The sequence below is a fragment of the Citrobacter sp. SX206 genome (genome assembly GCF_024181025.1).
In the GTDB taxonomy this organism is placed as follows: domain Bacteria; phylum Pseudomonadota; class Gammaproteobacteria; order Enterobacterales; family Enterobacteriaceae; genus Citrobacter; species Citrobacter youngae.
Genome location: NZ_CP049738.1, coordinates 4,571,837 through 4,585,421, shown reverse-complemented (window position 1 = coordinate 4,585,421; position 13,585 = coordinate 4,571,837). Strand labels below are relative to the sequence as shown.

Genomic DNA, 13,585 nt, shown 5'->3' with positions numbered 1-13,585 from the left:
GACCGGATAAGCGTGAGCGCCATCCGGCAGCCAGCATCTAACGCACTTCCAGCGGCCAGTGGACATAGCTTTGCCACTGGATTTCCTGATCGATCAACTCTTTACCTAATGGATGATGTTCCAGCCAGCTTTCCGGCAACGTTAGCGTCAGATCTTCATCCTGAGCTTGCAGGGTGATATGTGGCACTAAATCGTCACGGCGGCGGCTTGCGAAGATGATCGCCAGGCGTAGCAAACGGCAAAGGTGCTCCGCGATGCGCGGCGGCACGGCGTTTTGCTGGTGGAGCGAAGAGAGATCGACTGGGTTGGTCTGATTTAATAACAGCGTGGCTAACAGCTTTTTCTGCGCGGGAGTGAAGCCCGGAAGATCGAGATTACGCACCAGCCAGGCGGCATGCAGCGGTGCCTGCTTATATTCCACGCTCAGCCCTATTTCATGCAGCTGACAGGCACTTTGCAGCAGTTCACGGCTAATGGCCTCAAGATGCCACTCATCTTTCACCTGATCGAATAAATGTACAGCCAACTGTGCGACGCGGTTCGCCTGATCGGTGTCAACCATAAAGCGACGCTGAATATTACGCAGCGTACGGCTGCGAATATCCTGATCGACAGGCAGGTGCAGCATACCGTAAACCAGACCTTCACGCAGTGCGCCGCCGGCCAGGGTCATGCATTGAATATTCAACTCAGTGAAAATCGCGATCAGGATTGCCAGCCCGCTAGGGAACACCAGTGCGCGTTCCAGCGTTAACCCTTCGATTTCCAACTCTTCCAGACGACCGCAGTGGATAGCACGCTGCTTAAGCTGCTGAAGTTTGGCCAGCGTAATGCGCTCATCCATACCCTGCGCCATCATGATTTCCTGCAACGCCTGGACGGTACCGGAGGCACCAACGCAAACTTTCCAGCCATGAAAACGCAGTTTGTCGGCGACCGGGCGCAGAACCTCACGCGCCGCTTTCTCGGCTTCGTCAAAATTTTCCTGCGCCAGATTACGATCGGTGAAGTACCGTTCGAGCCAGGTAACGCAGCCCATTGACAGGCTGAACAGAGAGGTTGTTTGGGCGCCGGAGCCGGTAACCAGTTCCGTACTGGCACCGCCAATATCAACGACCAGACGCTGATCGGCACCGCCAGTGGTGTGGGCGACACCCTGATAAATCAGTCGTGCTTCTTCTTCACCACTGATGACCTGGACAGGGCAGCCGAGGATCTCTTGCGCTTTGGCGATAAAGACATCGGCGTTTACCGCGATGCGCAATGTTGCCGTGGCGACCACGCGGATTTGCGGTTGCGGGATATCCTGCAGACGTTCAGCAAACAGGCGCAGGCATTGCCAGCCGCGTTCCATGGCTTCAGCGGAGAGAATGTTGTCGCTGTTGAGTCCAGCGGCCAGACGCACCTTGCGTTTAATACGCGTGAGCGTCTGGATGCTTCCCGCCACTTCGCGTACAACCAGCATATGAAAACTATTCGAGCCTAAATCGATTGCGGCGTACAGCGAAGTGGTTGTGAGCATATCTTACGTTAACCTGAACGACGACGATTACGCGGAGCACCACCGGTACGACGCGGGCCATTGCCTGGGCGTGGGCGCGTCATGCGCAGCGGCTTTGGCAGGTCAGTCATTAGCGCGTCCGGGTTGTACTTGCTGACCGGAATCGAGTGGCCAATGTAGGTCTCGATTGCAGGTAAATTCAGCGCGTACTCTTCACAAGCCAGGCTAATAGAATGACCACTTGCGCCTGCACGACCTGTACGACCAATACGGTGGACGTAATCTTCACAGTCATCCGGCAGGTCATAGTTAAACACGTGCGTTACGGCTGGGATGTGCAGGCCACGCGCCGCGACATCGGTTGCGACGAGAATATCGAGATCGCCACGGGTGAACTCATCAAGGATACGCAGGCGTTTTTTCTGCGCCACGTCACCGGTAAGCAGGCCTACGCGATGTCCGTCAGCAGCAAGACTGCCCCAGATCTCTTCACAGCGATGTTTGGTGTTAGCAAAAACAATGGCGCGATCTGGCCACTCTTCTTCAATCAGCGTTTGCAGCAAACGCATTTTCTCTTCGTTGGAAGGATAGAAGAGTTCTTCTTTAATACGGTGGCCCGTCTTCTGTTCCGGTTCGACTTCAACGTACTCGGCGTTATTCATTTGTTCAAACGCCAGTTCGCGAACGCGATAAGACAGTGTTGCAGAAAACAGCATGTTCAGACGTTGGGTGGTTGGCGGCATACGACGGAACAGCCAACGGATATCTTTAATAAAGCCCAGATCGTACATACGATCGGCTTCATCCAGCACCACGACCTGAATCGCGCCCAGGTTGATATGGTTCTGTTTTGCGTAGTCGATAAGACGACCGGTCGTGCCGATAAGAATATCGACGCCGCTTTCCAGCACTTTCAGCTGTTTGTCGTAACCGTCGCCGCCATAAGCCAGGCCTAATTTCAGACCGGTGGTCTGTGCCAGCGGCTCGGCGTCGGCGTGGATCTGCACGGCTAACTCACGCGTTGGCGCCATAATTAACGCACGCGGTTGGTTTACCTTGCGATCGTCAATCGCGGGATGAGAGAGAAGATAATGAAACGTTGACGTCAGGAACGCCATCGTTTTTCCGGTACCGGTTTGCGCCTGCCCTGCAACATCACGGCCTGCCAGCGTAAGCGGCAGCGCGAGAGCCTGAATGGGCGTGCAGTTATGAAACCCTTTATTTTCAAGGGCTTCTATCACCTTCGGGTGCAGGGCGAAGTCGGAAAACTTCTGTTCTGTTAAATGTGTTTTGCTCATAGTGTGGTAGAATATCAGCTTACTATTGCTTTACGAAAGCGTATCCGGTGAAATAAAGTCAACCTTTAGTTGGTTAATACTGTACACAATTCATTCATGATGCGTCGAGATGGCAAGTGAATGGGTCCAAAGAAGCGTATTGAGTACGTGACCAGGACGCAGCGCACAGCCAACAAAAAGGCGGCTTGAAGGATGATGTGTAAACACCAACACACCAGGCTTATTCCTGTGGAGTTATTATGAGCGATAAAATTATTCACCTGACTGACGACAGTTTTGACACGGATGTACTCAAAGCGGACGGAGCTATCCTCGTTGATTTCTGGGCAGAGTGGTGCGGTCCGTGCAAAATGATCGCTCCGATTCTGGATGAAATCGCTGACGAATATCAGGGCAAATTGACGGTTGCTAAACTGAACATTGACCAAAACCCAGGCACCGCGCCGAAGTATGGTATTCGTGGCATCCCGACCCTTCTGCTGTTTAAAAACGGCGAAGTTGCGGCGACTAAAGTCGGCGCGCTGTCCAAAGGTCAGTTGAAAGAGTTCCTCGACGCTAACTTAGCGTAAGGAAGTATCATGATCGGGCGGCCATACTTCGAAATGATTCGGATGACTGGACGCCCGACTTGAGTCGTGCTAAGTTAGTGTTGACTTCGTATTAAACATACCTTATTAAGTTTGAATCTAGCTTTATCCAATACTTCCCGTTGTTTCTCGTGCGAGAAGTAGACAGATTCAGGGCCTTGTCACTCAATCCGTCTTGTCGTTTCAGTTCTGCGTACTTTCCTGTGACCAGACAGCGAACAGACATGAGTCGATGGCCGTAAACAGGCATGGATGACCCTGCCATACCATTCACAACATTAAGTTCGAGATTTACCCCAAGTTTAAGAACTCACACCATTATGAATCTTACCGAATTAAAGAATACGCCGGTTTCTGAGCTGATCACTCTCGGCGAAAATATGGGCCTTGAAAACCTGGCTCGTATGCGCAAGCAGGACATTATTTTTGCCATCCTGAAGCAGCACGCAAAGAGTGGCGAAGATATCTTTGGTGACGGTGTGCTGGAGATATTGCAGGATGGATTTGGTTTCCTCCGCTCTGCAGACAGCTCCTACCTCGCCGGTCCTGATGACATCTACGTTTCTCCAAGCCAAATCCGCCGTTTCAACCTCCGCACTGGTGATACCATTTCTGGTAAGATTCGCCCGCCAAAAGAAGGTGAACGCTATTTTGCGCTGTTGAAAGTTAACGAAGTTAACTACGACAAACCGGAAAACGCCCGTAACAAGATCCTCTTCGAAAACTTAACGCCGCTGCACGCAAACTCCCGTCTGCGTATGGAGCGTGGTAATGGTTCTACCGAGGACTTAACGGCGCGCGTACTGGATCTGGCATCGCCGATCGGTCGTGGCCAACGTGGTCTGATTGTGGCACCGCCAAAAGCGGGTAAAACCATGCTGCTGCAGAACATTGCGCAGAGCATTGCCTACAACCACCCGGACTGTGTGCTGATGGTGCTGCTGATTGACGAACGTCCGGAAGAAGTGACCGAGATGCAGCGTCTGGTTAAAGGTGAAGTTGTGGCTTCTACCTTTGATGAACCCGCATCTCGCCACGTTCAGGTTGCGGAAATGGTAATCGAGAAGGCGAAACGTCTGGTTGAACATAAGAAAGACGTTATCATCCTGCTCGACTCCATCACGCGTCTGGCGCGTGCGTACAACACCGTGGTCCCGGCTTCCGGTAAAGTCCTGACCGGTGGTGTTGATGCCAACGCCCTGCACCGTCCGAAGCGTTTCTTCGGTGCGGCACGTAACGTGGAAGAGGGCGGCAGCCTGACCATCATCGCGACTGCGCTTATCGATACCGGCTCTAAAATGGATGAAGTTATCTACGAAGAGTTTAAAGGTACCGGCAACATGGAACTGCATCTCTCTCGTAAGATCGCTGAAAAACGCGTCTTCCCGGCTATCGACTACAATCGTTCCGGTACCCGTAAAGAAGAGCTGCTTACCACCCAGGAAGAGCTGCAGAAAATGTGGATCCTGCGCAAAATCATCCATCCGATGGGTGAAATTGATGCAATGGAGTTCCTCATTAACAAGCTGGCGATGACGAAGACCAATGATGACTTCTTCGATATGATGAAGCGCTCATAATTCAGGCATCATCCGAAAACGCCACGTTTTTACGTGGCGTTTTGCTTTTATGCCTGTAATCTTAACGACACAATAACAATAATACGGTATGACATACCGCCAGGTTGAAAAAGATTCGTAATTTGTATCTTGTGGTTGATAATTATACAGAACCATCGGATATGGAGACGGGTTTCCCTTCTGAATAAAGGTCTTCGTGGTTATACTTCTGCTATTAATTTTCTCTGAGAGCATGCATTGTGAATTTACTGACAGTAAGCACTGATCTCATCAGTATTTTTTTATTCACAACACTGTTTCTTTTCTTTGCGCGTAAGGTCGCAAAAAAGATTGGTTTAGTGGATAAACCCAACTTTCGCAAACGGCATCAAGGATTGATCCCGCTGGTTGGGGGGATTTCGGCTTACGCAGGTATTTGCTTTACGTTTGTGATTGCTGATTATTACATCCCGCATGCTTCTCTCTATCTGGCCTGTGCCGGCGTGCTGGTTTTGGTTGGCGCGCTGGACGATCGTTTTGATATCAGTGTAAAAATCCGCGCAACTATCCAGGCCGCGATCGGCATTATCATGATGTCGGTTGGCAAACTCTATCTTCTTAGCCTTGGGTATATTTTTGGCCCCTGGGAGATGATTCTTGGCCCGTTTGGCTATTTACTGACGCTGTTTGCCGTCTGGGCGGCAATTAATGCTTTCAATATGGTGGACGGTATTGACGGCCTGTTAGGTGGGCTGTCCAGCGTTTCATTCGCGGCGATGGGGTTTATCCTGTGGTTCGATGGGCAGACGAGTCTGGCCGTATGGTGTTTTGCGATGATCGCCGCCATTCTGCCTTATATTCTGCTGAACCTGGGCGTTCTTGGGCGCCGTTATAAAGTCTTCATGGGTGATGCTGGCAGTACGCTGATTGGTTTTACCATCATCTGGATCCTGCTGGAAACCACGCAGGGCAAAACACATCCTATAAGCCCAGTTACCGCACTGTGGATTATCGCCATCCCGTTAATGGATATGGTGGCGATCATGTACCGCCGTTTGCGTAAGGGCATGAGCCCGTTCTCAGCCGATCGCCAGCACATTCATCATTTGGTGATGCGGGCAGGGTTTACTTCCCGCCAGGCATTTGTTCTGATTACGCTGGCGGCGGCCGTGCTGGCATCGATCGGTGTGCTGGCTGAATATTTCCGTTTGGTTCCGGAATGGGCCATGCTGGTGCTGTTTTTAATGGCATTTGGCCTCTACGGATACTGTATCAAGCGTGCCTGGAAAGTGGCGAGATTTATCAAGCGAGTGAAGCGCAGACTGCGAAGAATTCGTGAAGGCAAACCAAACTTAACCAAGTGAATTGAGGATGCGATGACACAACCATTACCGGGGGAAGACGCCATGAGCGCTGAAAATGAACTGGATATCCGTGGGTTGTTTCGTACCTTATGGGCAGGGAAGGTGTGGATTGTCGGTATGGCACTCGCATTTGCACTTGTTGCTCTCGCCTATACTTTTTTCGCCCGTCAGGAGTGGAGCGCAACGGCTATTTCAGACAAGCCTACGGTGAATATGTTGGGGGGCTATTACTCTCAACAACAGTTCCTGCGCAACCTGGATATTAAGGCCAGCCTCGCATCAACGGACCAGCCGTCGGTGATGGATGAAGCCTATAAAGAATTTATCATGCAGCTTGCCTCCTGGGATACGCGCCGTGAATTCTGGCAGCAGACTGATTATTACAAGCAGCGTATGGTCGGAAACAGTAAAGCCGATGCCGCGCTGCTGGATGAACTGATCAACAACATTCAGTTTATGCCTGGTGATGCGTTGCGGAACACCAATGACAGCGTGAAGCTTATTGCGGAAACGGCACCTGATGCCAACAATCTTCTGCGCCAGTACGTGGCCTTTGCCAGCCAGCGTGCAGCACGTCATCTGAACGATGAGCTGAAAGGCGCATGGGCTGCGCGGACGGTGCAAATGAAAGCGCAGGTCAAACGGCAGGAAGAGGTAGCAAAATCGATTTTCTCTCGCCGTGTTCATAACATTGAACAAGCGCTCAAAATTGCTGAGCAGCATAATATTTCGCGTACTTCTACTGATGTCCCTGCTGAAGAGTTGCCTGATTCTGAGTTGTTTTTACTCGGACGCCCTATGCTGCAGGCGCGACTCGAAAACCTGCAATCTGTTGGCCCAGATTTTGATATGGACTATTTTCAAAACAGAGCCATGCTGAACACGCTGAACGTAGGACCGACCCTGGATCCGCGTTTTCAGACCTATCGTTATTTGCGGACACCGGAAGAACCGGTAAAACGTGATAGCCCACGTCGTGCCTTCCTGATGATTATTTGGGGCATCGTTGGGGCCCTGATCGGTGCTGGTGTCGCGTTAACCCGTCGCCGTTCGATTTAGCAATACCGTTGCAGTGAGGGGCTGGGCTCTCACTGCCAATCCGAAGAGAATCGATGTGAAAGTACTGACTGTATTTGGTACGCGACCGGAGGCCATTAAGATGGCTCCTCTGGTTCATGCGCTGGCTAAAGATCCTGATTTCGACGCGAAAGTTTGCGTCACTGCACAGCATCGGGAGATGCTCGATCAGGTATTGCACCTCTTTTCCATCGTACCTGACTACGATCTCAATATTATGCAGCCAGGTCAGGGACTGACAGAAATTACCTGTCGAATTCTGGAAGGATTAAAGCCAATCCTCGCTGAGTTCAAACCTGATGTGGTGCTAGTCCACGGTGATACAACAACAACCCTTGCGACCAGCCTGGCCGCGTTTTATCAGCGTATTCCGGTGGGGCATGTTGAGGCTGGGTTGCGAACTGGCGATCTCTATTCTCCCTGGCCGGAAGAGGCAAACCGTACACTGACCGGGCGCCTGGCAATGTATCACTTTTCCCCAACTGAAAATTCACGCCAAAACCTGTTGCGTGAAACCATTCCGGATGACCGTATTTTTGTCACGGGGAACACGGTTATTGATGCGTTGATCTGGGTTCGCGATCGTGTACTCGGAAATGAAGCACTGCGCGCTGAACTGGCTGAGCGCTATCCTTTCCTGGATGCGGATAAGAAGATGATCCTGGTAACCGGTCATCGTCGGGAAAGCTTTGGTCGCGGCTTTGAGCAAATCTGCCATGCACTGGCGGAAATTGCCGCGGCTAATCAGAATGTACAGATTGTCTATCCCGTACACCTGAACCCCAACGTTAGCGAGCCGGTAAATCGTATTTTGGGTCATGTTGAGAACGTGATTCTGATTGAGCCACAGGACTATCTGCCATTCGTCTGGCTGATGAATCATGCCTGGCTTATCCTTACCGATTCCGGCGGGATTCAGGAGGAAGCCCCTTCTCTGGGCAAACCTGTATTGGTGATGCGAGAAACAACGGAGCGGCCAGAAGCCATTACCGCAGGCACAGTACGTCTGGTTGGGACTGACCCTCAGCGTATTGTGGCAGAAGTCACGCGCTTGCTGCATGACGAAAATGAATATCAGACCATGAGCCGCGCCCATAATCCGTATGGTGATGGGCAGGCGTGTGGCCGCATTTTACACGCGTTAAAAAATAATCGGATATCGCTATGAGTTTTACGACCATTTCTGTCATTGGGCTGGGTTATATCGGACTGCCGACGGCGGCCGCTTTTGCTTCCCGTCAAAAACATGTTATTGGCGTAGATGTAAATCAACATGCGGTGGATACCATTAACCGCGGTGAAATCCACATCGTTGAACCTGATTTGGGTGCTGTGGTGAAAACAGCAGTCGAAAATGGCTTTCTGCGTGCGGTTACGACACCTGTTGAAGCAGACGCTTATCTGATTGCTGTGCCGACCCCCTTCAAGGGGGAGCATGAACCCGATATGGTCTATGTTGAAGCCGCAGCGAAGTCGCTTGCGCCGGTGCTGAAAAAAGGGGCGTTGGTGATCCTTGAATCGACGTCACCTGTCGGGGCAACGGAGCAGATGGCAGCATGGCTTGCAGAAATGCGCCCTGATCTGACTTTCCCGCAGCAGGCGGGGGAACAGGCTGACGTGAACATTGCTTATTGTCCGGAGCGCGTGCTGCCAGGCCAGGTAATGGTTGAACTGATTAAAAATGACCGTGTGATTGGCGGAATGACCCCCGTTTGTTCTATGCGCGCCAGCGAACTGTACAACATCTTCCTCGAAGGTGAATGTGTGGTGACTAACGCCCGCACTGCAGAAATGTGCAAGTTGACCGAAAACAGCTTCCGCGATGTCAATATCGCCTTTGCTAATGAACTGTCGCTGATTTGCGACGATCAGGGGATTAACGTCTGGGAACTGATCCGTCTGGCGAACCGTCACCCGCGGGTTAACATTTTGCAGCCTGGACCTGGTGTTGGCGGGCACTGTATCGCGGTCGACCCGTGGTTTATTGTGGCGCAGAACCCGCAGCAGGCGAGATTGATCCGCACCGCGCGCGAGGTAAATGATAGTAAGCCTCATTGGGTTGTCGATCGGGTAAAAGCCGCTGTAGCGGATTGTCTGACGGAGACCAATAAACGTGCCAGCGACGTAAAAATTGCCTGTTTTGGTCTGGCGTTCAAACCGAATATTGATGATTTACGTGAAAGCCCGGCAATGGGGGTGGCGCAAAGTATCGCACGCTGGCACAGCGGCGAGACGCTGGTGGTTGAACCGAATATCCATCAGTTGCCGAAAAAACTGGATGGCCTGTGCCAACTGGCGAAACTGGACGATGCGCTGGCAAGCGCCGATGTGCTGGTGATGCTGGTTGACCATAATGAATTTAAAGCGATTAAAGGCGATGCGGTTCACCAGCAATACGTGGTTGATACTAAAGGAGTCTGGCGCTAATGAAACGAATTCTGGTTACCGGTGGTGCAGGATTTATTGGCTCAGCGGTTGTGCGTCACATCATTAATGAGACTCGGGATGCCGTGGTAGTGGTTGATAAGTTAACCTATGCCGGAAACCTGATGTCGCTGGCGCCGGTTGCACAGAATGCCCGTTTTGCCTTTGAACAAGTTGATATCTGCGATCGCCTGGCGCTCGACAACGTGTTTCAACAGTATCAGCCGGATTGCGTGATGCACCTGGCGGCAGAAAGTCATGTTGATCGTTCTATCGATGGCCCCGCCGCATTTATTGAAACCAATATTGTCGGAACCTACACGTTGCTGGAAGCCGCTCGCGCATACTGGAATGTGTTAGCCGATGATAAAAAGCAGGCGTTTCGTTTCCACCATATATCAACCGACGAGGTGTACGGCGACCTGCATTCTACGGATGATTTCTTTACCGAAACAACGCCGTATGTACCGAGTAGTCCTTATTCCGCGTCAAAGGCCAGCAGCGATCATCTGGTACGTGCCTGGCTACGTACGTACGGGCTGCCAACGTTAATAACTAACTGCTCCAACAATTATGGGCCCTACCATTTCCCGGAAAAACTGATCCCGCTGATGATTCTCAATGCACTGGCGGGAAAACCTCTGCCGGTGTACGGCAACGGACAGCAGATTCGTGACTGGCTGTATGTGGAAGATCATGCCCGGGCGCTCTATTGCGTCGCGACTACAGGCGCGGTTGGCGAGACCTATAATATTGGTGGTCATAACGAGCGTAAAAACCTGGACGTGGTCGAAACGATTTGCAGCTTGTTGGAAGAACTGGCACCGCAAAAACCAAAAGGTGTTATGCGGTATCGTGAATTGATCACTTATGTTGAAGATCGCCCAGGCCATGATCTGCGCTATGCCATTGATGCGTCGAAAATTGCGCGTGAACTTGGCTGGGTGCCGCAGGAAACGTTTGAAAGTGGCATGCGTAAAACCGTGCAATGGTATCTGGCAAATGAGGCCTGGTGGAAACCCGTGCAGGATGGCAGCTACCAGGGTGAGCGTTTGGGCCTGAAGGGCTAACAACCTGGTTTTGGCGCCCGGAGGAGGGATCATATGAAAGGTATCATTCTGGCAGGTGGCTCAGGCACTCGCCTGTACCCCATTACGCGCGGCGTATCGAAGCAGCTATTGCCTATTTACGATAAGCCCATGATCTATTACCCGCTATCGGTACTGATGCTGGCGGGAATTCGCGAGATCCTCATTATTACCACACCGGAAGATAAAGGGTATTTCCAGCGTTTGCTGGGAGATGGCTCTGAGTTCGGTATTGAATTGCATTATGCAGAGCAGCCCAGCCCGGATGGTTTAGCACAGGCATTCATTATTGGTGAAACGTTCCTTAACGGCGAACCATCATGTCTGGTGCTTGGGGACAATATCTTCTTTGGTCAGGGATTTAGTCCAAAACTACGCCACGTCGCTGCCAGAACACAAGGTGCGACGGTATTTGGCTATCAGGTGATGGATCCTGAGCGTTTCGGTGTGGTTGAGTTTGATGACAATTTTCGCGCAGTCTCGCTGGAAGAGAAGCCGAAAGAACCAAAATCAAACTGGGCGGTGACAGGACTCTATTTCTACGACAGTAAGGTAGTGGAATACGCAAAGCGCGTGAAACCTTCTGAGCGTGGGGAACTGGAAATTACCTCCATTAACCAGATGTACCTTGACGATGGCAATCTGACCGTTGAATTGCTTGGCCGTGGCTTTGCCTGGCTGGATACCGGTACGCACGACAGTCTGATTGAAGCGAGCACGTTTGTGCAGACGGTGGAGAAACGTCAGGGCTTTAAAATCGCCTGCCTGGAAGAGATCGCATGGCGTAATGGCTGGCTGGATGATGAAGGTGTTAGACGTGCCGCCAGCTCTCTGGCTAAAACAGGCTACGGCCAATATTTGCTGGAGCTTCTCCGTGCCCGTCCGCGCCAGTATTGAGTCTCTGGATTGGGAAAATACGTTCTTTGGCGTGAATAGCGCCATCGTACGGTTTGACCCGCACGCACCGATCCTGACAGCAGAAGTTTTACAGCGCTGGGAACGGGTGCAGGCAAAAATTCCTGCTGCAAATACGTATGAATTAGATGCTTTACAGCAGTTGGGCTTTTCACTGGTCGAAGGTGAGATGGACTTTGTTCTGCCGGTAACGTGCGCCCGTGAAAATCCCGGTGCACAGGTGGCGCAAGCTGCGGATATTCCGCTGCTGCGTCGACTGGCAGGAGAGGCGTTCGCCCAAAGTCGTTTCCGCGTACCGTGGTATCCCGTGGAGGCCAGTGCGCGTTTTTATGCACAGTGGATAGAAAACGCTGTGCTGGGCACGTTCGATCATCAGTGCCTCATTTTTCGTACACAGACAGGTGGGATTCGCGGTTATGTCTCACTACGTGACGTCAATGATACTGATGCACGTATTGGCTTACTGGCTGGTCGTGGTGCGGGTGCCGAACTCATGCAGGCTGCGCTTTGCTGGGCACAGGCTCGCGGTAAAACAACATTGCGGGTGGCGACCCAGATGGGCAACACCGCCGCGCTTAAACGTTATATACAGAGCGGTGCAAATGTGGAAAGCACCGCGTACTGGTTATACAGGTGACAAAATGATTCCATTTAACGCACCGCCGGTGGTGGGAACCGAGCTTGAATACATGCAGTCAGCGATGAGCAGCGGCAAGCTGTGTGGCGATGGTGGTTTTACCCGCCGTTGCCAGCAATGGCTGGAGCAGCATTTTGGCAGTGAGAAAGTGCTGCTGACGCCTTCCTGTACCGCATCACTGGAGATGGCGGCATTATTGCTGGACATCCAGCCCGGCGATGAAGTCATCATGCCCAGCTACACATTTGTATCTACCGCGAACGCATTCGTGCTGCGTGGCGCAAAAATCGTCTTTGTCGATATCCGCCCGGATACCATGAACATTGATGAAACGCTGATTGAAGCGGCGATCACCGAGAAAACCCGCGCTATTGTGCCGGTGCACTACGCCGGGGTTGCCTGTGAAATGGATACCATTATGGCGTTGGCGTCACAATACAACCTGTTCGTGGTAGAAGATGCTGCTCAGGGCGTAATGTCGACCTACAAAGGCCGTGCGCTGGGGACCATTGGGCATATTGGCTGCTTTAGCTTCCATGAAACCAAAAACTATACCGCAGGCGGTGAAGGCGGGGCGACGCTGATCAACGACCGTAAATTAGTTGAACGTGCAGAAATCATCCGTGAAAAGGGGACGAATCGCAGTCAATTTTTCCGCGGTCAGGTTGATAAATATACCTGGCGTGATATTGGCTCCAGCTATTTGATGTCCGATCTCCAGGCTGCCTATCTGTGGGCGCAACTGGAAGCGGCAGAGCGTATTAATCATCAGCGCCTGGTGCTGTGGCAGAATTATTATGATGCCCTCGAACCGCTGGCGCGTGCCGGGCGTATTGATTTACCCGCCATCCCGGAAGGTTGTGCGCAGAACGCCCATATGTTTTATATCAAGCTGCGTGATATTGACGATCGCACGGCGTTGATTAACTTCCTGAAAGAAGCCGAAATTATGGCGGTATTCCATTATATCCCGCTGCATGATTGTCCGGCTGGCGATAAATTTGGCGTGTTTTCCGGAGTCGATCGTTACACCACCAAAGAGAGTGAACGTCTGCTGCGTCTGCCGCTGTTTTATAACCTGTCGCTGGTGAACCAGCGCACAGTGATTACGACCTTACTCAACTACTTCTCCTGA

Annotated in this window: 13 protein-coding genes; 11 read left to right on the top strand and 2 right to left on the bottom strand. The window is 51.8% G+C overall.

The window, feature by feature from the left end; all coding sequences use genetic code 11:
• Positions 1-37: 37 nt before the first annotated feature.
• Positions 38-1,522 carry a guanosine-5'-triphosphate,3'-diphosphate diphosphatase gene (gene gppA / locus G8S19_RS22100; protein WP_048214058.1) on the bottom strand — a complete coding sequence of 495 codons (1,485 nt, stop codon included), beginning with the start codon at positions 1,520-1,522 and terminating at the stop codon, positions 38-40.
• A gap of 8 nt (positions 1,523-1,530) precedes the next feature.
• Positions 1,531-2,799 carry an ATP-dependent RNA helicase RhlB gene (gene rhlB / locus G8S19_RS22095; protein ID WP_048214059.1) on the bottom strand — a complete coding sequence of 423 codons (1,269 nt, stop codon included), beginning with the start codon at positions 2,797-2,799 and terminating at the stop codon, positions 1,531-1,533.
• Between the two features lie 239 nt (positions 2,800-3,038).
• Here rhlB and trxA point away from each other — a divergent pair, with 239 nt between their 5' ends.
• The 11 genes from trxA (at position 3,039) to rffA (ending at position 13,585) form a co-directional block, all read left to right on the top strand.
• On the top strand, positions 3,039-3,368 hold the full coding sequence (gene trxA / locus G8S19_RS22090) for a thioredoxin TrxA (RefSeq protein ID WP_001280776.1): 330 nt from the start codon (positions 3,039-3,041) through the stop codon (positions 3,366-3,368).
• 176 nt (positions 3,369-3,544) lie between these two features.
• On the top strand, positions 3,545-3,628 hold the full coding sequence (locus G8S19_RS22085; protein WP_101743114.1) for a rho operon leader peptide: 84 nt from the start codon (positions 3,545-3,547) through the stop codon (positions 3,626-3,628).
• Positions 3,629-3,706: 78 nt separating this feature from the next.
• The gene (gene rho, locus G8S19_RS22080) at positions 3,707-4,966 is read left to right on the top strand and encodes a transcription termination factor Rho (protein WP_002437993.1); all 1,260 of its coding nucleotides are present in this window, start codon (positions 3,707-3,709) and stop codon (positions 4,964-4,966) included.
• Between the two features lie 239 nt (positions 4,967-5,205).
• On the top strand, positions 5,206-6,309 hold the full coding sequence (gene wecA / locus G8S19_RS22075) for a UDP-N-acetylglucosamine--undecaprenyl-phosphate N-acetylglucosaminephosphotransferase (RefSeq protein WP_005133353.1): 1,104 nt from the start codon (positions 5,206-5,208) through the stop codon (positions 6,307-6,309).
• Between the two features lie 12 nt (positions 6,310-6,321).
• Entirely contained in the window at positions 6,322-7,368 is a 1,047-nt protein-coding gene (gene wzzE, locus G8S19_RS22070) for an ECA polysaccharide chain length modulation protein (RefSeq protein ID WP_124022120.1), read from the top strand.
• A 55-nt stretch (positions 7,369-7,423) separates the two neighbouring features.
• Positions 7,424-8,554 carry a non-hydrolyzing UDP-N-acetylglucosamine 2-epimerase gene (gene wecB / locus G8S19_RS22065; RefSeq protein WP_048214061.1) on the top strand — a complete coding sequence of 377 codons (1,131 nt, stop codon included), beginning with the start codon at positions 7,424-7,426 and terminating at the stop codon, positions 8,552-8,554.
• The gene (wecC, locus tag G8S19_RS22060) at positions 8,551-9,813 is read left to right on the top strand and encodes a UDP-N-acetyl-D-mannosamine dehydrogenase (RefSeq protein WP_116361244.1); all 1,263 of its coding nucleotides are present in this window, start codon (positions 8,551-8,553) and stop codon (positions 9,811-9,813) included. The genes wecB and wecC overlap by 4 nt, the downstream gene beginning before the upstream one ends.
• Positions 9,813-10,880 carry a dTDP-glucose 4,6-dehydratase gene (gene rffG / locus G8S19_RS22055; RefSeq protein WP_124022119.1) on the top strand — a complete coding sequence of 356 codons (1,068 nt, stop codon included), beginning with the start codon at positions 9,813-9,815 and terminating at the stop codon, positions 10,878-10,880. Before wecC ends, rffG begins: the two co-directional genes overlap by 1 nt.
• Positions 10,881-10,913: 33 nt before the next feature.
• Positions 10,914-11,795 (top strand): glucose-1-phosphate thymidylyltransferase RfbA, encoded by an 882-nt coding sequence (gene rfbA / locus G8S19_RS22050; protein WP_048214064.1) that lies wholly within the window; start codon positions 10,914-10,916, stop codon positions 11,793-11,795.
• Positions 11,773-12,450, top strand: coding sequence for a dTDP-4-amino-4,6-dideoxy-D-galactose acyltransferase (gene rffC, locus G8S19_RS22045; RefSeq protein ID WP_124022127.1), 678 nt, complete (start codon positions 11,773-11,775; stop codon positions 12,448-12,450). The genes rfbA and rffC overlap by 23 nt, the downstream gene beginning before the upstream one ends.
• A 4-nt stretch (positions 12,451-12,454) precedes the next feature.
• Positions 12,455-13,585 (top strand): dTDP-4-amino-4,6-dideoxygalactose transaminase, encoded by a 1,131-nt coding sequence (gene rffA / locus G8S19_RS22040; RefSeq protein WP_048214066.1) that lies wholly within the window; start codon positions 12,455-12,457, stop codon positions 13,583-13,585.

Bases quoted from the DNA above. Each gene is read 5' to 3' on its own strand.
- gppA (WP_048214058.1), bottom strand. From the start codon at position 1,522: ATGCTCACAACCACTTCGCTGTACGCCGCAATCGATTTAGGCTCGAAT.
- rhlB (WP_048214059.1), bottom strand. From the start codon at position 2,799: ATGAGCAAAACACATTTAACAGAACAGAAGTTTTCCGACTTCGCCCTG.
- trxA (WP_001280776.1), top strand. From the start codon at position 3,039: ATGAGCGATAAAATTATTCACCTGACTGACGACAGTTTTGACACGGAT.
- rho (WP_002437993.1), top strand. From the start codon at position 3,707: ATGAATCTTACCGAATTAAAGAATACGCCGGTTTCTGAGCTGATCACT.
- wzzE (WP_124022120.1), top strand. From the start codon at position 6,322: ATGACACAACCATTACCGGGGGAAGACGCCATGAGCGCTGAAAATGAA.
- wecC (WP_116361244.1), top strand. From the start codon at position 8,551: ATGAGTTTTACGACCATTTCTGTCATTGGGCTGGGTTATATCGGACTG.
- rffG (WP_124022119.1), top strand. From the start codon at position 9,813: ATGAAACGAATTCTGGTTACCGGTGGTGCAGGATTTATTGGCTCAGCG.
- rfbA (WP_048214064.1), top strand. From the start codon at position 10,914: ATGAAAGGTATCATTCTGGCAGGTGGCTCAGGCACTCGCCTGTACCCC.
- rffA (WP_048214066.1), top strand. From the start codon at position 12,455: ATGATTCCATTTAACGCACCGCCGGTGGTGGGAACCGAGCTTGAATAC.